Source organism: Frankia sp. CeRuru1 (genome assembly GCF_977966315.1).
The window spans coordinates 1-19,528 of sequence record NZ_CDWWEW010000048.1 but is presented as its reverse complement, the minus strand read 5'-3'; the positions used below and the strand labels follow the sequence as shown (position 1 = coordinate 19,528).

The following is a 19,528-nucleotide window of genomic DNA, read 5'->3' as shown; positions in this document are numbered from 1 at the left end:
CATCTCCATGGGTCGGCTGGAGAGGACTGTAGGCGTAAGACAGCTAGGTGGTAGATAGTCCGAAAAAGACAGTACCTATCAACCCGTATCATTCAAGTCATATCATTGAGACCATGGCTGGAATCGCGCTGACGCCGGTGTCGTATCTGGTCCTGGGGGAGGTAGCGCGGCGTGGCAGTGCCACTCCGTACGAGCTCAAGGTCGCGGTTGCCGGCTCGATCGGTAACTTCTGGTCGTTTCCGCACGCCCAGCTCTACAAGGAGCCGCCCCGCCTTGCCGCGGCCGGACTCCTTTCTGAGGAACGGGAGGAGTCCGGCCGCAGGCGGCGGATCTTTCGCCTGACCGGCGCCGGCCGGAGCAGGTTGGCCGGGTGGCTCGCCGTCCCGGAGGCCGGGCGCACCGAGCTGCGCGATTCCGGTCTGCTCAAGCTGGCATTCGCCGATCTGGGCCGGCCGGGTGATGTCAGCCGGCTCGCGCGGGCCCAGGCGGCGGCGCATCGCGCTCACCTGGAGGTGTACCGCTCCCTGACCGCGCTGCCCGCGGGCGCCCTGGCCTGGTCGCTGCGCCGGGCCCTCGATCTCGGGCTCGGCTACGAGGAGCTCGCGGTCGAGTTCTGGGAACGCCTCGCCGCCGAGCCGGGCGGGGCGGCGCGGCGGTCAGCGGACGGTGCGGTGCCTGCCCCGGGCCCGCAGGTAGTCCCGGATGACGTAGTTGCCGAGGGCGGCGGGATCGGGTGAGAGAACCCGCCCGCCGTTGCGTCTGGCCATCTCCTCGACGAACTGCACCAGCCGTGGCTCGTCGTCGAGCATGAACACATTGACGGTCACGCCGCGCCGGGTGAGCCGGTCGACCTCGGCCAGGGTCAGCTCCAGGGTCTCGGGCATCGGCGGCCAGGAGAACGAGGGAGTCCCGTCGCGCAGCAGGTGCGCGGTGGGCTCACCGTCGGTGACTACCATGATGACCGGCTCCGCCTGCGGGTAGCGGCTCAGCAGCCGGCCCGCGATGAGCAGGGCGTGCTGCAGGTTCGTGCCCTGCACCATCTCGGAGTCGAGTCCGGCGAGCTCGACCGGCCGCAGCTCCCGGGCGTAGTCCGAGAAGCCGACAATGTGGATCTTGTCTTGCGGGAACGACGTGCTGACGAGCGTGTGCAGCGCGAGTGCCGTCGACTTCGCGATGCCCCAGGTGCCTCGCAGCGCCATCGAGTAGGACAGGTCGACGAGCAGGCACACCGCTGCCGTGGCGCGGCGCTCCGTCTCGGCGACCTCGAAGTCGGCCACCGCCAGGCGGATCGGGTGGCCCCGGCCGGGCGGACCGCCGCGCAGCACCGCGTTGCGGACTGTGCGGACGACGTCGATCGGCTGGGTGTCGCCGAACTGCCAGGCCCGGGAGGTGCCCAGCAGATCCCCGGCGGAACCCGCGTCGGTCACACTGTGATCCCCGCGGCCTCGGGCGGAGACCTGCCGGAAGATCCGGGCCAGCGCGGCCTGCCCGATCCGGCGCACCGCCCGTGGGGTGAGCTCGAGGCTCCCGGCCCGGCGGGTGAGGAATCCCTGCCGTTCCAGCTCCCGTTCGATCTCCTGCAGCCCCCGCAGATCGTCGACGGCGGACCGGCCCAGCGCCCGGGCCACCGCCTCGGGGTCGACGTCCTCCAGGGATGCCCCGGCGTAGTCCTGCCCCAGCGCGGCGGCCAGTTCGTCCAGCTCCGCGAGCTCCTCCAGCGCGGTGGTGGCGTCGCCGAGGCCGAGCGGTTCCTCGCCGGTCAGGCCGTCGCCCAACCGGCCGGCCCGCCCCCGCACCCGTCCACCCCAGTTGAGGTCCGGTCGGGACGCGCGCAGCGCCTGCGCCAGTCGTGACATCTCTGCGGCGAGCCCCAGGTCCTCCATCGCCGTGGACATCAGGTCGGCGAGTTCGGAGCGCTGCTGCGGGGTGAGCCCGGCCAGTAACCGCGCGGCGGCGGCGGCCCGGCGGGCCAGCGCGTCGACCAGTTCCTCCAGCGAGCCGGGGTTCTCCGGGAAGAAGTCGCCGAACTCTCGCATGAACCGGGCGAACGCCTCGTCGGTGTCCTCACCACGGGCGTCCGCCTCCAGCAGGGCGTTGAGCGCGGCGACCATCTCCCGGATCCGGGCGAAGTCTTCGGGCGCGGCCCCTTCCAGGGCCTGCTTCATTCCCTTGAACTGGGAATCGAGGACCTCGCGACGCAGCAGCTCGGAGATCTTCTCGTACGTCTCGCGGGCCGGCGGGGACCGCCAGTCGTACTCGGCGAGCGAGCGCACCGCACGGGCGGGGTCCGCGGGCAGCGCGTCCAGCTCGGCCTCGCGCAGCCGGGCGTCGTCGGAGGGGTCGGGGAACAGCGCCGCCCGTTCCTGGCCCACGGCGGTGTCGAGCAGCCGGCGGACCTCCTGGAGCGTCCCGTCCATCCGGCCGCGGGACCGGGCCTCCCGCCGGTGCCGCTCGACGGCCCGGCGCATGTCGTCCAGACCACGCCGGCCCGGCATGCCCCGGCGCAGCAGCGACTCCAGCGCCTCCCGCGGGGTGCGTCCCTCCAGAATCTGGCGGGACATCTCATCCAGGGCGTCGGACGCGGTGAAGGGGGAGGCGAGTGGATCGGGTCCGCCGTCCCACGGGCCATAACGGAATGTTCCGGAACTCACTGTTCCTCCTGGAAGCTTCCGTGCGAGGTCAGGTGCCGCCGGGTCAGGTGCCGTAGACGGTCCGTCCGGGAAGCTCTTCCTTGGCCAGCCGACGGTTGAGGTGCAGTCCCTCCATCGCCAGCTCCAGTGCGGCCGCCGCGAGCCCCGGCGACTCCGCCCCGTCCACGCCGAGCCTGGTCAGGATCGCCGCGAGCCCGGGCACCGGCCCGACCCGGCGCAGCAGCTCGGCCGCCGCTACCAGGTCGCCGGTCTCGACCGGGCCAGCCGCGTCGAAGCGGGCCTGCAGGCCGGTGAGGTCCGCGCCGGCCAGTCTCGCCCGGAACGTCTCGGCCACCGCGCGGCGCAGCAGCAGCGCGAGGACCTCGTCCTCCCGGTCCTCCTCCAGCTGGTCGAACTCGATCTTGCCGCGTACTGCCGGGACGATCGCGGCGAGGTCGACCACCCGTGCGGTGGGCGTCTCCTCGCCGGTCAGCGCCGCGCGGCGGACCGCCGAGGCCGCCACCGTCTCGGCCGCGGCCACCGACAGCCGGGCCGATACCCCCGAGTGCTGGTCGACCTGGGGGGCGTCGCGCACCAGCCGGGTGAACCGGGCCACGATCTCCACTAGGTGATCGGGTATTTCCGGCGCGCCGAGCGGGGACCCCGCCCAGGACATCACCGCCTCCTGGCGGATCAGCGCCAGTTCGTCGGTGAGGTGCAGCGGGTAGTGGGTGCGGACCTCGGCGCCGAACCGGTCCTTGAGCGGCGTGATGATCCGCCCTCGGTTGGTGTAGTCCTCGGGGTTGGCCGAAGCGACCAGCAGCAGGTCCAGCGGCAGCCGGAGCAGGTAGCCGCGGACCTGGATGTCCCGCTCCTCCAGCACGTTGAGCAGCGCGACCTGGATCCGTTCGGCGAGGTCGGGCAGCTCGTTGACGCTGAAGATCCCGCGGTTGGTGCGCGGCACCAGCCCGTAGTGGACCGTCTCGGGATCGCCGAGCGTGCGGCCCTCGGCGACCTTCACCGGGTCGACGTCGCCGATGAGGTCGCCGACGCTTGTGTCCGGGGTCGCGAGCTTCTCGCTGAACCGCTCGCCGCGGTGCCGCCAGACCACCGGCAGCGCGTCACCGAGATCGGCCGCCAGCGCGCGGCATCGGCCGCAGACCGGCGCGTAGGGGTGGTCGTTGATCTCACAGCCGGCGACGGCCGGCGACCACTCGTCGAGCAGGCTCACCAGAGTGCGGATGAGCCGGGTCTTGCCCTGCCCGCGCTCGCCGAGGAAGACGATGTCGTGGCCGGCCAGGATGGCCCGCTCGACCTGGGGAAGGACGGTCTCGCCGAAACCGACGATGCCCGGGAACCGGGGGCCGTCGCCCCGCATCAGGGCGACGAGGTTGTCGCGCAGCTCCGTCCGCACCGGGCGGTGCGCGTGCCCGCTGCGGCGCAGCTCACCCAGGGTGGTGAGCCGCGAGGCGGCGGCCGTCGGCGGGTGGGCCGGAGATGCCACGGTCGGTGGAACGGTCGGTGGCATGGAATGACTGGGCTGTGCCGGCAGATCCTCCACCCGTCGACGGTACGCCGATGCCGCCACCCGTGCAGCCGGGTCGGCAGTCGTCCGCTGCTGGCGTAGTCAGCCCGAGTAGGGCGACACCGAGACGATCTCGACCTTGGCCGAACGGCCGTTGGGCAGCGTGTAGGAGACGGTCTCGCCCGCCTTGCGCCCGGTCACCGCGCCGCCCAGCGGGGACGCCGGGGAGAAGACCTCGATGGGCGTGCTGTGGTCCTCACGCGAGCCGATGAGGAACTTCTCCGTCTCCCGTTCGCCGGGGAAGCGCACCTCGACGACGGTGCCGGGGCCGGCCTCGCCGGTCGCCGCGGGTGCCTCGCCGACCTGGGCGTCGCGCAGCAGGTCCGTGAGCTGGCGAATCCGGGCCTCCTGCTTGCCCTGCTCCTCCTTGGCCGCGTGGTAGCCGCCGTTTTCCTTGAGGTCGCCCTCCTCGCGGGCAGCTTCAATTTTGGTCGCGATCTCCGTACGCCACGGGCCGGTCAGGTAGTCGAGCTCGGAGCGGAGCCGGTCGTATGCCTCCTGGGTGAGCCAAGTCTGCTGCGTCACGCGGGTCACGCTCCTCGGTGAACATCAAAAGGACCATCATACCAAAATGAATCAAGGAAGATGTCGGGCTTGGTGGCTCCGGCGGCGTCTGGACCGCCTGGAAGCCCCGGACCGGCGGGTCAGCCCTTACGGGTGATCCGACAGCCCTTGCCTTCGACCTCGACCACGAATGCTTCACGCAGGGGTGGGAGGACGACGGGACCGGCCGTCGTCCATCGGCCCTTCGGGCCGGGCCGACGACGATGTCGGTGCGCCGGTCGACGGCAGGCCTGCCGTCGAAGCATGCCCTGCCGTCGAAGCATGCCCTGCCGTCGAAGCATGCCCTGCCGTCGAAGCATGCGCGGACGGTGCATTGTGCCACGGCGTTGGGTGACTTTTCTAGACCGAACGCGGGGCGGGCCCCGGCGGTTCCCCGGGCGAGCTCGGACCACTCGGGCCAGTGAGCTCGGAACAACGCCGGGGCATCAGGAACGCCGGGGCATCAGGAACAATGGGCCGCATGCCTGCGGTCCACGATCGGCATGGCCTGCGCTTGATGGCCATCCACGCCCACCCCGATGACGAGTCCAGCAAGGGCGCCGCCACCATGGCACGTTACGCCAGCGAGGGCGCCGACGTGCTCGTGGTCACGTGTACCGGGGGAGAGGAGGGCAGCATTCTCAATCCCGCGATGGACCAGCCGGGTGTCGCCGCCCGGATGGCGGAGATCCGCAGGCAGGAGATGGAGGCTGCCCGGCTCATCCTCGGGGTCCGCCAAGAGTGGCTCGGCTTCGTCGACTCCGGGCTTCCTGAGGGCGATCCGCCGCCGCCCGTTCCGGACGGGCGGTTCGCCACCATCGCGCTCGACGAGGCGGCCCGTCCGCTGGTCCGGTTGATCCGTCAGTTCCGGCCGCAGGTCATCACGACCTACGATGAGTCGGGCGGATATCCGCATCCCGACCACATCATGACCCATCGGGTCAGTGTGGAGGCGTTCGAGGCGGCCGGTGATCCCGACCGTTATCCCGAGGTCGGTGCCGACGCCGGCCTCGAACCCTGGCAGCCGCTCAAGCTCTACTACCACCTCACCTTCCACAAGGAGCGCATCCTGGCTCTCCACGAGGAGATGATGGCCCGCGGTCTGGAGTCCCCCTATGCCGAGCGGCTGGCCGAGTGGGTCGACCGCGCCGAGGACACCGGTCGGCTCACCACCCAGGTGGAGTGCGCGGACTGGTTCGAGACCCGCGACCGGGCGCTGATCGCCCACGCCACCCAGGTCGACCCCACCGGATGGTGGTTCCGGATACCCCTGGAGGCGCAGCGGGACGCTTGGCCGACGGAAGACTACCAGCTGGCCCGTTCTCTCATCGAGGTCGGCATGCTGCCCGAAGACGATCTGTTCAACGGTGTGTGACTTTCCGGTGATGTGACCTTTCGCACGGCATGTGACTTTTTGAACAGTATGTGATCTATTCAACGGTGCGTGGCCGCGGAGGCGGAGGGCTCGCACGGCAGGGCGTAGGGTCGGAACTGGCGCCCGTCGTGGAGTGTCCCCGTGGCGGGCGGTGACAGCAGGTGTGGCGGACACCAGAGGACACCAGGTGTGAGGACGTGGCCGTGAACGAGGTCTTCGCCGCTTCCGTGCTGGTCGAGAGGAAGATCGACGCCGGAGCCGTCGGGTTCCTCGTTGTCCTGGCACTGATCGTGGCATCCAGTGTGATCTTCTTCTTCCTCTCGAAGAGCCTGCGCCGGATGCGGTCGAACGTCGCCAGCGGCGAGTTCGCCGGCGGCGACTCTGATCCGAACGCGATACGCCGGCTGGACGGTGGAGACGGGCGCCGTGGCGGGCGCGGTTCCGCCGCCTTGCCCGGGGGAGATGCGCCGGTTATCGACGGGGAGGTCGTCGAGGAGACCCCCGGCACCCCCGGCACCCCCGGCGCCGGTAGCCCGGCGGGCCCGGCGGGTGGCGGCAAGCAGCTGGACCTGCCGACCCAGCCCGGACCCCCCGCGGGCTCCGCGGGGAGCGATCGGTAGGCGGCTGCCGCAGACCCCGGTTAGGCGGGGGAGGTGGCGATATTCACGATCCGACCGGGCACGACGATGATCTTCTTGATCGTCTGACCGTCGGTCTGCCGGGCGAACTCGGGATGCGCGGCGAGCAGATCGCGAACCGTCTGCTCCGCCGAGCCGTCCGGAACCTCGAGGGTGAACCGGACCTTCCCGTTCACCTGGACCGGGATCGTCCTGACCGACTCGGCGGCCAGCGCCGGATCCCCGATCGGGAAGACGACCGTGCTGACCGACTCCTCGTGACCGAGGCGGGACCACAGTTCCTCGGCGATGTGCGGGGCCAGCGGGGCCGCCATCAGGGTGAGCGGCTCGGCGAGCGCGCGGGGGGTGGGGGACTTCCCGTAGCTTTTGCTGACGAAGTTGGTCAGTTCGATGAGCCGGGCGACCGCGGTGTTGAACCGCAGCCCCGCGTATTCGGCGGTGACCGTGAGGATCGTCCGGTGCAGGACGCGAAGAGCCTCGTCGTCCAACGGCTCGTCGACGACGGCGGCCGCCCCGGTGGTCTCGTCGACGACGGTGCGCCACAGCCGCTGGAGGAACCGGTGCGAACCGACGATGTCGTCGGTGTGCCATGGCCGGTCGGCGTCGAGCGGGCCCATTGCCATCTCGTAGACGCGCAGCGTGTCGGCGCCGAACCGGTCGTACATCTCGTCCGGGCTGACGCTGTTCTTCAGGCTCTTGCCCATCTTGCCCGAGCGTCGGTTGACCGGGGCGCCCCGGAAGAGGAACCGGCCGTCGGGGGTCGCCGTCACCTCGGCCGCCGGGACGTACATGCCCCGGGCGTCGGTGAAGGCATCCGCCTGGATATAGCCCTGGTTGAACAGCCGCTTGAACGGCTCCTTGGTCGAGACGTGGCCCAGGTCGTAGAGCACCTTGTGCCAGAACCGGGCGTAGAGCAGGTGCAGCACGGCGTGCTCGACGCCGCCGACGTACAGATCGACGCCGCCGTCGCCGGGAACCGCGCCCGGCCCGGCCATCCAGTAGCGCTCGACGATCGGGTCGACGAAGCGCTCGGTGTTGGTCGGGTCCAGGTAGCGCAGGTAGTACCAACACGAACCGGCCCACTGCGGCATGGTGTTCGTCTCACGCCGGTACTGCTTCGGCCCGTCGCCGAGATCCAGGGTGACCGTCACCCAGTCGGCCACCCGGGCCAGGGGGGGCACCGGGTCGCTCGCGTCGTCCTCGGCCATCGCCGTGGGCCGGAAGTCGGTCATCTCCGGCAGCTCGATCGGCAGCAGCTCGTCGGGAACCGCGTGGGGGAGCCCGTCGGCGTCGAAGACGATCGGGAACGGCTCGCCCCAGTACCGCTGGCGGGAGAACAGCCAGTCCCGCAGCCGGTACGACCGCGCCGACCTGCCGGCGCCGATCTCCTCCAGCCAGTGAACCGTGGCCTTGATCGCCTCGCTCTTCGACAGGCCGACCAGCACCGGGGCGCCGGCCGGACCGGGCCGATACTCGCCCGCACCACTGAACGCCTCGGGCCACTGCGCCGATGGAGTCGCGGGTACTACCCCGTGCGTGGCGTACCAGTCCGCGTCCGGCTCCAGCACGGCGGGGATCGGCAGGTCGAACGCGCGGGCGAAGGAGAAGTCCCGGCTGTCGTGTGCCGGCACCGCCATGATCGCCCCGGTGCCGTAGCCCAGCAACACATAGTCGGCCAGGAAGACCGGGATGACCCCGCCACCGACCGGGTTGCGCACGTACGAGCCGGTGAACACGCCGGTGCGGTCGATGACCTCCTCGCCGCGCTGCCGGTCGCTGCGGTGGGCCGCGAACTCCCGGTAGGCGTCGACGGCGGCTCGCGGGGTCCACGCCGGATCGGCGCCCGCCTCCGGCCCGGCGGTGCCTGCATCCGACCCGGCGGCGCCCGCCGGTTCCGTGCCGCCGCCCCGCCGTCCCGCCGGGAAGCGCCAGCTCACCGGGGTGCCCGTCGGCCAGGTGTCGGCGATCAGCGTGTCGACCAGGGGATGTTCGGGCGCAAGCACCAGGAAGGTGGCCCCCGCCAGGGTGTCCGGGCGGGTGGTATAGACCTCGATGCGCCGGGCGGTCGATGAGCCGGACGGATCGGACGGATCGGAGGGATCGGAGGGATTGAACAGATCGAACGGACTGGACGCACCTGTCCCCTCGCCGGGGGCGACGACGGTGAACTCGACGCTGGCGCCCTCGCTCGGACCGATCCAGTTGCGCTGCATCTGCTTGATCGAGTCCGGCCAGTCGACCAGGTCGAGGTCGGAGATCAGCCGCTCGGCGTAGGCGGTGATCCGCAGGACCCACTGCTTCAGCGGCCGGCGGAACACCGGGTAGTTCCCGATGTCGCTGCGGCCGTCGGCGGTGACCTCCTCGTTCGCCAGCACGGTGCCCAGCCCCGGGCACCAGTTGACCAGCTGTTCGGAGATGTAGGCCAGGCGGTGCGCGTCGACGGCCTTCCGGCGGGACACTTCGTCGAGCTCGGCCCACGCCAGCCCGGCCGGGTTCGCCGCCCGGACCGCGTCAACCGACACGGCCGTGTTCCCCCCGGCGGGGCCGGCTACCGGCGCCCGGGTGCCCGCGGCGAACTCCTCGATCAGCTCGGCGATCGGCCGGGCCCGGTCGGCCTGCGGGTCGTACCAGCTGTTGAAGATCTGCTGGAAGATCCACTGCGTCCAGCGGTAGTAGCCCACGCCGGTCGTCGCGATCTCGCGGCGGGTGTCGTGGCCCAGCCCCAGCCGGGAGAGCTGGCGGCGCATGTTGGCGATGTTGGTATTGGTGGTGTCGCGGGGATGCTGGCCCGTGTTGATCGCGTACTGCTCGGCGGGCAGGCCGAAGGAGTCGTATCCGAACGGATGCAGCACGTGCCGGCCGGACATCCGCAGGTAGCGGGCGAACACGTCGGTACCGATGTACCCCAGCGGGTGCCCGACGTGCAGCCCCGAGCCGCTCGGATAGGGGAACATGTCCATGATGTAGAACGGCTCCCGGCCGGCGACCTTCTCGAAGCCCGCCGAGAGCGGCCCGACCGGGTTCGGCGAGTTGAACGTGCCCTCGTCGGCCCACCGGTGCTGCCAGCGCCGCTCGATGTCGGCGGCGAGCCGGGCGTCGTACCGGAAGCTCGGCTCGCCGCCCCCGGTCCCGGTGGGGGCGCCGCCCGCGGTGCCCGCGGCTGCCGGGGTGGTCCCGCCGGACGCGTCGGTCGGTGCCACCGTGGTGTCCGCGGCGCCGGTCCGGGCGCCGGGCTCGGCCGTCTCACTCATCGCTCGTGCCATCCAAACTCGTTGGTACGTCGACCCTCTCACCGCTCTCGCGGCGGGAACGGCGGCCTGGCGGACGGCGGTCGAGCGAGTGGACGGCGGGGATCGTGCGGTCCCACGAGCCTATCCGCCGGGTACGCCGGCGCGGCGGGCCGGTCGAGGAAGCGCGCCGATCACGTCGGCGCGGCGTGGAGATGAGGGCGGACTACCTGGGCGCGCCTTTGGTTGCATATCCAGAGGCCTACGGGGTTCCGCGGGCCTGGCGGACACAGATCATGAGGAGTTCGGGTGCCTAACAAGCTCGCGGAGCAGACGTCTCCGTACCTGCTGCAGCACGCGGACAACCCGGTCGACTGGTGGCCCTGGAGCCCGGCGGCCTTCGCGGAGGCGGCCCGGCGGGGGGTGCCGGTGCTGCTCTCGGTGGGCTACGCATCCTGCCACTGGTGCCATGTCATGGCGCACGAGTCGTTCGAGGACGCCGTGACCGCCGAGTACATGAACGACCACTTCGTCAACATCAAGGTGGATCGGGAGGAGCGGCCCGACGTCGACTCCGTCTACATGGATGTCACCGTCGCCCTGACCGGGCACGGCGGCTGGCCGATGACGGTGTTCCTCACCCCTACCGCCGAGCCGTTCTTCGCCGGCACCTACTTCCCGCCGCGTCCCCGGCCCGGCATGGGGTCGTTCCGCCAGGTCCTGGCGGCGGTCACCGAGGCCTGGCAGACCCGGCGGGAAGAGATCGAGGAGTCGGGGGCGGACATCGCCCGCCGGCTCGCCGAGGCGGCGATGCGCGGTCCGGCGTCCGGTCCCGCCGCCGAGATCACCCCGGCTCTGCTCGACACCGCCGTGGCGGGGCTGTCGGCCCGCTTCGATGCCCGTCACGGTGGATTCGGCGGTGCGCCGAAGTTCCCGCCGTCCATGGTCGCCGAGATGCTGCTGCGGCACTCCGCCCGCACGGGGGACGCGCGCAGCCTGGAGATGGTCGCGGTGACCTGCGAACGGATGGCGCGTGGGGGCATCTACGACCAGCTCGCCGGGGGGTTCGCCCGGTACAGCGTCGATGCGACGTGGACGGTCCCGCACTTCGAGAAGATGCTGTACGACAACGCGCAGCTGCTGCGGGTCTATCTGCACCTGTGGCGGGCCACCGGGTCGGCGCTGGCCGAACGGGTGGCCCGGGAGACGGCCGCCTTCCTGCTCGCGGATCTGCGCACCCCCCAGGGGGGGTTCGCCTCGGCGCTCGACGCGGATGCGGTTCCCGCGAGCGCCGTTCCCGCGAGCGCCGCCCCGGCGGGAGCGCACCCCGAGGAGGGGGCCAGCTACGCCTGGGCACCCGCCCAGCTCGTCGCCGTCCTCGGGCCGGAAGACGGCCGGTGGGCCGCCGACGTCTTCGGCGTCACCGAGCAGGGCAGTTTCGAACGTGGTATGTCGGTGCTGCGCCTGCCGGCGGACCCGGGCGACCCGGCGAGGTTCGCGGCGGTCCGCGCGGCCCTGGCCGCGGCACGGGCAACCCGGCCGCAGCCGGCTCGCGACGACAAGGTGGTGGCCGCCTGGAACGGCCTGGCCATCGCGGCGCTGGCCGAGGCCGGCGCGTTGTTCGACGAGCCGGGCTGGGTGCGGGCCGCCGAACAGGCCGCCGTCCTGCTCCGGGACGTGCATCTCGTCGACGGACGCCTGCGCCGGACGAGCCGGGACGGCCGGGTCGGCGTGAACGCCGGGGTACTGGAGGACTACGGCGACGTCGCCGAGGGGCTGCTCACCCTGCACCAGGTCACCGGCGATCCGGCGTGGCTCGCGCTCGCCGGGACGCTGCTGGACACCGTCCGTGACCGGTTCGCGGCTCCTGACGGGGGGTTCTTCGATACCGCGGACGACGCGGAGGTGCTGTTGCGCCGGCCGCGGGACGACTCGGACTCGGCGACCCCGTCGGGCCAGGCTGCTGTCGCCGGCGCCCTGGTCAGCTACGCGGCGTTGACCGGTTCCACCGAACACCGGTCGGCCGCCGAGACGACGGTGGCGCGCGTCGCTCCGCTGCTGGCCCGGGATGCCCGGTTCGCCGGTTGGGCCGGTGCGGTCGCCGAGGCGCTGCTGGCCGGGCCGGCCGAGGTCGCGGTCGTGGGCAGCCCGGCGCTGGAACGGCTCGCCCGCCTCGGCACGGCGCCTGGTGCGGTCGTGGTGACCAGCGGACCGCTGACCGTCGGCCGGGACACGGCCGGGGTGTACGTGTGCCGGGACTTCGTCTGTGAGCTGCCGGCCCGAACCGCCGCCGAGGTGCGCCGCCAACTCGGGGTGAAGGTGGCCACCTGACCGTCCCCGCTTCTTTCACTGGTGATGCGGTAAGCATGTTGTACTGGCGATGCAGTAAGACTGGTGATGCAGTAAGCATGTAATCGTCACGAGGGGTTCTTCGGATCCGCTCCGGGGGGCCAGATCGGGCCTCCGGGTCCGGATCGGCCGGCAGGCCGGGCCCGCGCGCGGGCCCCGACGCGGGTGCCGATCGGAGATCGAGGAGACACGTCATGTCCGGTCCGCGTGGACGGGGGTACGGCAGGCCGGGGGATCGGGCGGAGGTGGTTCCGGCGGACGACGCCGCAGCCTGGTTCGCCGAGCACATCCCGGCCGGGTGGTTCGCCGGGATGCCCACGGTGGTCGTGGACCGGGACGAGATTACGGTCATCGGGGTACTCGCGGCCGGCGGCGCCGCGCCCGGAGGAGGGCCGTCGGCGACGGGGGCCCGGATCCGGCGGTTCCGGGAGCAGACCCGCGAGGAACGGATCGCCATCGCCACGAAGGCCGAACATCGGTACAACCGCAAGGTGGCGTGGGGCGCGACCCTTGGTGACACCACCGAGCTGTTCACCGCACTGTCCGTGCCGGTGATGACCCGGCTGCGCCAGCCGGAACGCCAGGTGCTCGACACCCTCGTCGACTCGGGGGTGGCGCGCAGCCGCAGCGAGGCCCTCGCCTGGTGCGTACGTCTGGTGGGCGAGAACGCCGACAGCTGGCTGTGCCAGCTCCGGGAGGCCATGGAACAGGTGGAGAAGATCCGCTCGGTGGGCCCTCGGCTGTAGTCGCCGGAGACCCCGTACGGTGCCCGATGCCAGGGGTCCCCGCACTGCGGCGAAGCCCTCCGACGGCTCTCCCAGCAAGATCGCCGAAGGTGATCGCGTGGAGACCCCGTACGGTGCCCGATGCCAGGGGTCCCCGCACTGCGGCGAAGCCCTCCGACGGCTCTCCCAGCAAGATCGCCGAAGGTGATCGCGTGGAGACCCCGTACGGTGCCCGATGCCAGGGGTCCCCGCACTGCGGCGAAGCCGCCGTGTGGGGGAAGGCTGTTAGTAGATGGCGAAGAGCAGCGCGATGTAGTGGCAGGTCGCGGCGACGAGGGTGAAGGCATGGAACACCTCGTGGTAGCCGAAGATCGTGGGTACCGGGTCCGGTCGCCGGCAGGCGTAGACGACGGCGCCGAGGCTGTAGCAGACCCCCCCCACGAGCAGAAGGACCATCGAGGCGATCCCGGCCCGGTGGGCGAGCTCCGGGATCACGAAGACGGCCACCCAGCCGAGCGCGATGTAGAGCGGCACGGTCAGGTACCGCGGCGAGTGCAGCCACAGCATCCGAATGGCGACGCCGAGTCCTGCCCCTCCCCACACCACCGCCAGGACCACCCGAGCGGTCGTCGGCGGCATCGCAATCAGGGCGAAAGGGGTGTAAGTGCCGGCGATGAAAACAAAGATCATTGAATGGTCGAGGCGTTTCATGCGCGCCCGGGCGCGTGATGTCGACCACATCGTCCGGTGGTAGAGGGCGCTCGTTCCGAAGAGGGCCGCAATACTCAGGGCGTAAACTGCGATACCGAGCCGGGCACGCAGCGTGGTAGCCAGCGCCACCGCAATGATGCCTAGTGTCAGGCTGATCGGGAACGCGCCGGCATGTAGCCATCCCCGCATGCGCGGTCGCACCAGGTCACGCGGGTGCGAGGCGATGTCCGTCTGCGGAGGCCCGGCCGGCTGCTGTACGAGGGAAGCCACGCCGAGAACGATAACCCGAGGGTCGGTGCCGTCACGAAGCGGAGCCGGATGGCAGCAGTCGGTCCGTACCGGTGCGTGATGGATCCGACGCTTCTGCGCACTCGCTATCGCGCGACTGCGGACGGAACGCGCGGTACAGTCTAATGATCCTGAACGTGGCCTCGAACTCCCCCTATATTGTGGGTTTTGTCTGAACGTCCACGAGTACGTTCGAGTTCTCAAGTGGGCACCTGCATACGGTGAAGAGAGCGCGGCAGGTTCGACTCGACCGGAGGTGTGAGCTGTGACAACCGCGGCACAGGTTTCGGGGCTGGACGTGGCCCCCACGAGGCACGCCAGGCTAGTTGCCTGGGTGCGCGAGATTGCCGAACTCACTCAGCCGGACCGGGTTGAGTGGTGCGATGGATCAGACGCGGAGTTCGATCGGCTGACCTCCCTTCTGATCGAGCAGGGGACCCTGGTCCGGCTGAATGACGAGAAACGTCCGAACAGCTTTTACGCCGCCTCGGACCCGGGCGACGTGGCCCGCGTGGAGGACCGTACCTATATCTGCTCTGAGCAGGCGGAGGACGCCGGCCCGACCAACAACTGGCTCGACCCTGCTGAGATGCGGGCCACGCTCCGAGGCCTGTTCGCAGGGTGCATGCGGGGTCGGACGATGTACGTCGTCCCGTTCTGCATGGGCCCGCTCGGCTCGCGCATCTCGGCCCTCGGTGTCGAAATCACCGACTCGCCCTACGTCGTCATCTCCATGCGGACGATGACCCGGATGGGAACGCCCGCCCTCGAGCAGCTCGGAACGGACGGTTTCTTTGTCCCGGCCGTCCATTCCCTGGGCGCTCCGCTGGAAGCCGGCCAGGCCGATGTCCCGTGGCCGTGCAATACGACGAAGTACATCACCCATTTCCCGGAAACCCGGGAGATCTGGTCCTACGGCTCAGGTTACGGCGGAAACGCACTACTTGGCAAGAAGTGCTATGCGTTGCGTATTGCGTCGGTCATGGCCCGCGACGAGGGCTGGCTCGCCGAGCACATGCTCATCCTCAAACTGACGTCTCCCGCTGGCAAGGTCCACTACATTGCCGCCGCATTTCCGTCGGCTTGTGGAAAGACCAATCTGGCGATGCTCATCCCAACCCTGCCGGGCTGGCAGGCGGAGACCGTCGGTGACGACATCGCCTGGATGCGCTTCGGTGAGGACGGCCGGCTGTACGCGGTCAACCCGGAGGCCGGGTTCTTCGGGGTCGCCCCGGGGACCGGCGAGCAGACCAACCCCAACGCGGTCAGGACCCTCTGGGGCAACGTCGTCTACACCAACGTGGCCAGGACCGATGACGGTGACGTCTGGTGGGAGGGGCTGACCAAGCAGCCTCCGGCGCACCTCATCGACTGGAAGGGCCGCGACTGGACCCCCGAGTCCAGCGAGCCCGCCGCACACCCCAACGCCCGCTTCACCGTCCCGGCGGGCCAGTGCCCGACGATCGCCCCGGAGTGGGAGGATCCGCGCGGCGTGCCGATCTCGGCGATCCTGTTCGGCGGGCGCCGGGCGACCGCGGTGCCGCTGGTCACCGAGGCTCCCGACTGGCGGCGCGGGGTGTTCTTCGGCTCGATCGTCGCCTCCGAGACGACGGCGGCCCAGGCCGGAGCGATCGGCAAGCTGCGCCGGGACCCCTTCGCGATGCTGCCGTTCTGCGGCTACAACATGGCCGACTACTTCGCCCACTGGCTCGAGGTCGGGCAGAAGGCCGACCAGACGAAGCTCCCGCGGATCTACTACGTGAACTGGTTCCGCAAGAGCCCGGAGGGCAGGTTCCTGTGGCCGGGATTCGGCGACAACAGCCGTGTCCTCGCCTGGATCATCGGTCGCCTGGAGGGCACGGCAGCCGGGGTGGAGACGCCGCTCGGCGTCCTGCCGACGAAGGACGCCCTACCCGCCGACGGCCTCGACATCGCCGAGGAGGACCTCGAGACCCTGCTCACGGTGGACGTCGAGGTGTGGAAGCAGGAGGCCCAGCTGATCCCCGAGCACTACCAGACGTTCGGGGAACGGCTTCCGGCCGCCCTGTGGACCGAGCACGAGGCGCTCGTCGAGCGGCTGAACAGCGGAGGCTGAGCGGCTGACGCACCCAACCGCGGGCTCCGTTCGGGGACCGCACCGCTGGCACGGCACCTCGTGGCAGCACCTCGCAAGGCATCCGTGGCAACGCAAGCCATCCGTGGCACCACTTCGTGCGACGCTCCCGAGCGGGTCGGCCTTCGGCCGACCCGCTCGGCGGGCTCCCGGCCCGTCCCGTGGCGACCGGTCGGCGGCGGACTCATTCGTAACTCTGCGTCGCGTCCGTTGTTCCGCCGTCGGCGGGCCGCGTTCCTACCGAGTGTCGTGCTACGGCTCACCTGAGCGGAGCACCACCCGATAATGACCACTCCGCGGATCCCTGCATGTTCGCCGGGGATCAATCCCTTCTCCGGATGAATTTCCGGGAATTCCCCAGTCGGTTGGCTGAATTTCCTCCGACCCGCCCGACGGTGCCAGTCGGCGCCCTCTTTCGGGCCCGGTCCGGTCCGATCCGATCTCGATGACATGTCGAGACAACGAGTGTCCGATCATCGGCCCGCGGTGTTCCATAGCGTTCCGTCACGTTTTCCCCGTGGGCGCGCTTCAGGCCGTCACCTTTCGGTCGCCGCGTTTCGGGTGCCCCCTCCCATGTCGCCACGTTTCGGCCTGTCACGTTTCGGCCTGTCACGTTCTGGCCTGTCGCGTTTCGGCCCGCCGTGTCTCTGGCCGGCACGCCCGCGGTCACCCGGCTCTCGTCGGTCGCCGGGCTCGTGGATCCGGTGGCGGCCTGCGGCCGGTCGGTGCCCGTTGCCCCGGTTGGTGCCCGTTGCCGGAGTCAGTGCAGGTCCGGGGGCTTCTGAACCGGGCAGTGAGCGGTGACCTGGCTTTCTCGGGCGGACGCTCGTGGTCCGGTCTCCGACGGCGCCGCGCGCGGCGGTTGATGCTCCGCGTCATGATCCGGACGCAATGTGACCGATCAGGGTGCGACGGGAGCTCCGGGGTGCGAGACGTTTCCAGTTCTTAACGTAACGTGTTGTCGGAAGTGGGTCGCCATCATCGAGGGCTGCGGTTACCGTGGGAGCGCTAGCGTCTCAAGCCGTGGTCCGGCATGGTGCCGGACCTCTCGGGAGGCCCCTCGGTGCCGCAAGCGCGACTACACCAGGAGGCCGGTGCCCGGCTCCTGCAGGGGTCGGTCCCGGACTACCTCCGAGTAAGCGGGTGGGCGTGTGCCACGAACGCATGTCGTCGACACAAGCGTGCTGCTTTCTGATCCTGGCGCGCTGCTGCGGTTCGCGGAGCACAATGTCGTGCTCCCCCTCGTTGTCATAGGGGAGCTGGAAGGTAAGAGGAACCACCCGGAACTGGGCTGGTTCGCCCGGGAGGCACTACGCATCCTGGACGATCTGCGCATCCGGCATGGTCGCCTCGATCAACCGCTCCCGCTGGACAACGGCGGGACGCTACGGGTGGAACTCAATCACACCGATGCGGCGGTGCTTCCACTGGGGTTCCGGGTCGACACGAACGACTCGCGGATCCTGTGCGTCGCGATGAACCTCGCCCGCGAGGGCGCCGACGTCGTACTGGTCACGAAGGATCTCCCGCTGCGGGTCAAGGCGTCGGTGCTGGGGTTGCCCGCCGAGGAGTACCAGGCGCTGTCCCCGGTGGACACCGGCTTCTCGGGGATGGCCGAGCTCACCGTCACCCAGGAGGACCTCGACCGGCTTTACTCCCGCGAGTACACCGAGATCCTGGAGGCCGCCGACCTGCCCTGCCACACCGGCCTGGTCCTCACCACCACCGGGGGGAGCGCCTCCGCGCTCGGCCGGGTGACCGCCGACAAGCAGGTCCGGCTCGTCCGCGGCGACCGCGACGCGTTCGGCCTGCACGGTCGCTCCGCCGAGCAGCGGGTGGCCCTCGACCTCCTGCTCGATCCGGATGTCGGGATCGTCTCCCTCGGCGGTCGAGCCGGCACCGGTAAGTCGGCGCTCGCCCTGTGCGCCGGGCTCGAAGCTGTGATGGAGCGCCGGGCGCACCGCCGGGTGGTGGTTTTCCGCCCGCTGTACGCCGTCGGTGGCCAGGAGCTCGGGTACCTCCCGGGCAGTGAGAACGAGAAGATGGCGCCCTGGGCCCAGGCGGTGTTCGACACCCTCGGTGCGCTCGTCTCCCCCGAGGTCATCGAGGAGATCGTGGATCGCGGGATGCTGGAGGTGCTGCCGCTCACGCACATCCGTGGCCGGTCCCTGCACGACGCGTTCGTGATCGTCGACGAGGCTCAGTCCCTGGAGCGCGGGGTGCTGCTGACCGTGCTGTCCAGGCTCGGGCAGGGGTCACGGGTGGTGCTCACGCACGACGTGGCCCAGCGCGACAACCTGCGGGTCGGCCGGCACGACGGGGTCGCCTCGGTGATCGAGACCCTGAAGGGCCACCCGTTGTTCGCGCACGTCACGCTCACTCGTTCCGAGCGATCGCCGATTGCGGCCCTGGTCACGACGATGCTGGAGGATCTCGTTCTCTGACAGGGTGCTCCCTGATCACCCGGCGAACTTTCGATGAACCTCTGATGAACTTTCGATGAATATCCGGAGAGCATCTGGAGGGCGTCCGAGGGTCCCGGGCTGCGGGAACGTGTGGCCGCGGTGCGCGGTTGTGCGAGGAGACAACCACCGGAGGTGGCTTCCCATGTTCTTCGGTCGTCACAAGACGACACTGCCCACGCCCGAGCAGGCCCTTCCTGGCCGGGATCGGCCGGTGTTCGCGGGCGACGTCCCGCACACCGTGCTGGGGACCCCGCTCGCCGGCCCGTTCCCGGCGGGTCTGGAGACCGCCGTGTTCGGCCTCGGCTGCTTCTGGGGGGCCGAGCGCGCGTTCTGGAAGGTTCCCGGGGTGTACACCACCGCCGTCGGCTACGCCGGAGGGCACACCCCGCACCCCACTTACGAGGAGGTGTGTTCCGGGCTGACCGGGCACACCGAGGTCGTCCTTGTGGTGTATGACCCCGCGAAGGTCGGCTACGAGGAGCTGCTGCGCGTGTTCTGGGAAGGGCACGACCCGACCCAGGGCATGCGGCAGGGCAATGACGTGGGCACCCAGTACCGTTCGGCGATCTACACCACCACCGCCGGGCAGGCCGCCGCGGCGGCTGCCAGCCGCGAGGCGTTCCAGCAGGTGCTGACCGCGGCGGGCCTCGGGGCGATCACCACCGAGATCGCCCCGGCTGGTCCGTTCTACTACGCGGAGGAATACCACCAGCAGTACCTTTCCGACGCCAAGAACCCCGGCGGCTACTGCGGCCTGGGTGGCACCGGGCTGTCGTGCCCGGTGGGGGTCGCCTCGGCCGGTTCTCCCCGCGCCGGGACGTCCGTGGAAGCCTCCAGCGCCGGCTGAGCGCGGCCAGCGGAGACGGGAGCGGGGGGAAC

13 protein-coding genes are annotated in these 19,528 nt (G+C 70.5%); 8 read left to right on the top strand and 5 right to left on the bottom strand.

All coding sequences use genetic code 11. The annotated features are described in order from the left end of the window. The first annotated feature begins 113 nt into the window (after positions 1–113). A complete protein-coding gene (locus AC08OP_RS05910) occupies positions 114–737 on the top strand; it encodes a PadR family transcriptional regulator (RefSeq protein WP_476613257.1) in 624 nt (207 codons plus the stop codon). On the opposite strand, the gene AC08OP_RS05905 is transcribed toward AC08OP_RS05910, so the two are convergent. The 3 genes from AC08OP_RS05905 to greA all read right to left on the bottom strand — a co-directional run bounded on the left by AC08OP_RS05905 (position 657) and on the right by greA (position 4,740). Continuing rightward, positions 657–2,651: a vWA domain-containing protein gene (locus tag AC08OP_RS05905; protein ID WP_476613256.1), complete on the bottom strand. Its 1,995-nt coding sequence runs from the start codon at positions 2,649–2,651 to the stop codon at positions 657–659. The genes AC08OP_RS05910 and AC08OP_RS05905 overlap by 81 nt on opposite strands. Positions 2,652–2,694: 43 nt before the next feature. Next, positions 2,695–4,158, bottom strand: a complete 1,464-nt coding sequence (locus AC08OP_RS05900; protein WP_476613255.1) for a magnesium chelatase ATPase subunit I — start codon at positions 4,156–4,158, stop codon at positions 2,695–2,697. Positions 4,159–4,257: 99 nt separating this feature from the next. Continuing rightward, positions 4,258–4,740, bottom strand: coding sequence for a transcription elongation factor GreA (gene greA / locus AC08OP_RS05895; RefSeq protein WP_462185943.1), 483 nt, complete (start codon positions 4,738–4,740; stop codon positions 4,258–4,260). 490 nt (positions 4,741–5,230) lie between these two features. On the opposite strand from greA, the gene mca reads away from it, so the two are divergent. Next, positions 5,231–6,133: a mycothiol conjugate amidase Mca gene (mca, locus tag AC08OP_RS05890; RefSeq protein ID WP_462185942.1), complete on the top strand. Its 903-nt coding sequence runs from the start codon at positions 5,231–5,233 to the stop codon at positions 6,131–6,133. Between the two features lie 203 nt (positions 6,134–6,336). Then, positions 6,337–6,753, top strand: a complete 417-nt coding sequence (locus AC08OP_RS05885) for a hypothetical protein (protein ID WP_476613254.1) — start codon at positions 6,337–6,339, stop codon at positions 6,751–6,753. A 20-nt stretch (positions 6,754–6,773) separates the two neighbouring features. On the opposite strand, the gene AC08OP_RS05880 is transcribed toward AC08OP_RS05885, so the two are convergent. Continuing rightward, positions 6,774–10,034, bottom strand: coding sequence for a leucine--tRNA ligase (locus AC08OP_RS05880; protein ID WP_476613253.1), 3,261 nt, complete (start codon positions 10,032–10,034; stop codon positions 6,774–6,776). A gap of 273 nt (positions 10,035–10,307) precedes the next feature. On the opposite strand from AC08OP_RS05880, the gene AC08OP_RS05875 reads away from it, so the two are divergent. After that, entirely contained in the window at positions 10,308–12,329 is a 2,022-nt protein-coding gene (locus tag AC08OP_RS05875; protein ID WP_476613252.1) for a thioredoxin domain-containing protein, read from the top strand. 212 nt (positions 12,330–12,541) lie between these two features. After that, positions 12,542–13,093, top strand: coding sequence for a hypothetical protein (locus AC08OP_RS05870; RefSeq protein WP_476613251.1), 552 nt, complete (start codon positions 12,542–12,544; stop codon positions 13,091–13,093). Between the two features lie 264 nt (positions 13,094–13,357). Here the strand turns inward: AC08OP_RS05870 and trhA are convergent, their stop codons facing one another. Beyond that, positions 13,358–14,053: a PAQR family membrane homeostasis protein TrhA gene (trhA, locus tag AC08OP_RS05865; RefSeq protein WP_476613250.1), complete on the bottom strand. Its 696-nt coding sequence runs from the start codon at positions 14,051–14,053 to the stop codon at positions 13,358–13,360. Positions 14,054–14,336: 283 nt separating this feature from the next. On the opposite strand from trhA, the gene AC08OP_RS05860 reads away from it, so the two are divergent. From AC08OP_RS05860 to msrA, 3 genes are all read left to right on the top strand, one after another. After that, a complete protein-coding gene (locus AC08OP_RS05860; RefSeq protein ID WP_476613249.1) occupies positions 14,337–16,166 on the top strand; it encodes a phosphoenolpyruvate carboxykinase (GTP) in 1,830 nt (609 codons plus the stop codon). Positions 16,167–17,335: 1,169 nt separating this feature from the next. After that, on the top strand, positions 17,336–18,628 hold the full coding sequence (locus AC08OP_RS05855) for a PhoH family protein (RefSeq protein ID WP_462187765.1): 1,293 nt from the start codon (positions 17,336–17,338) through the stop codon (positions 18,626–18,628). A 163-nt stretch (positions 18,629–18,791) separates the two neighbouring features. Beyond that, complete coding sequence (gene msrA / locus AC08OP_RS05850; protein WP_476613248.1) at positions 18,792–19,496, top strand: peptide-methionine (S)-S-oxide reductase MsrA; 705 nt, start codon at positions 18,792–18,794, stop codon at positions 19,494–19,496. Positions 19,497–19,528 lie beyond the last annotated feature (32 nt).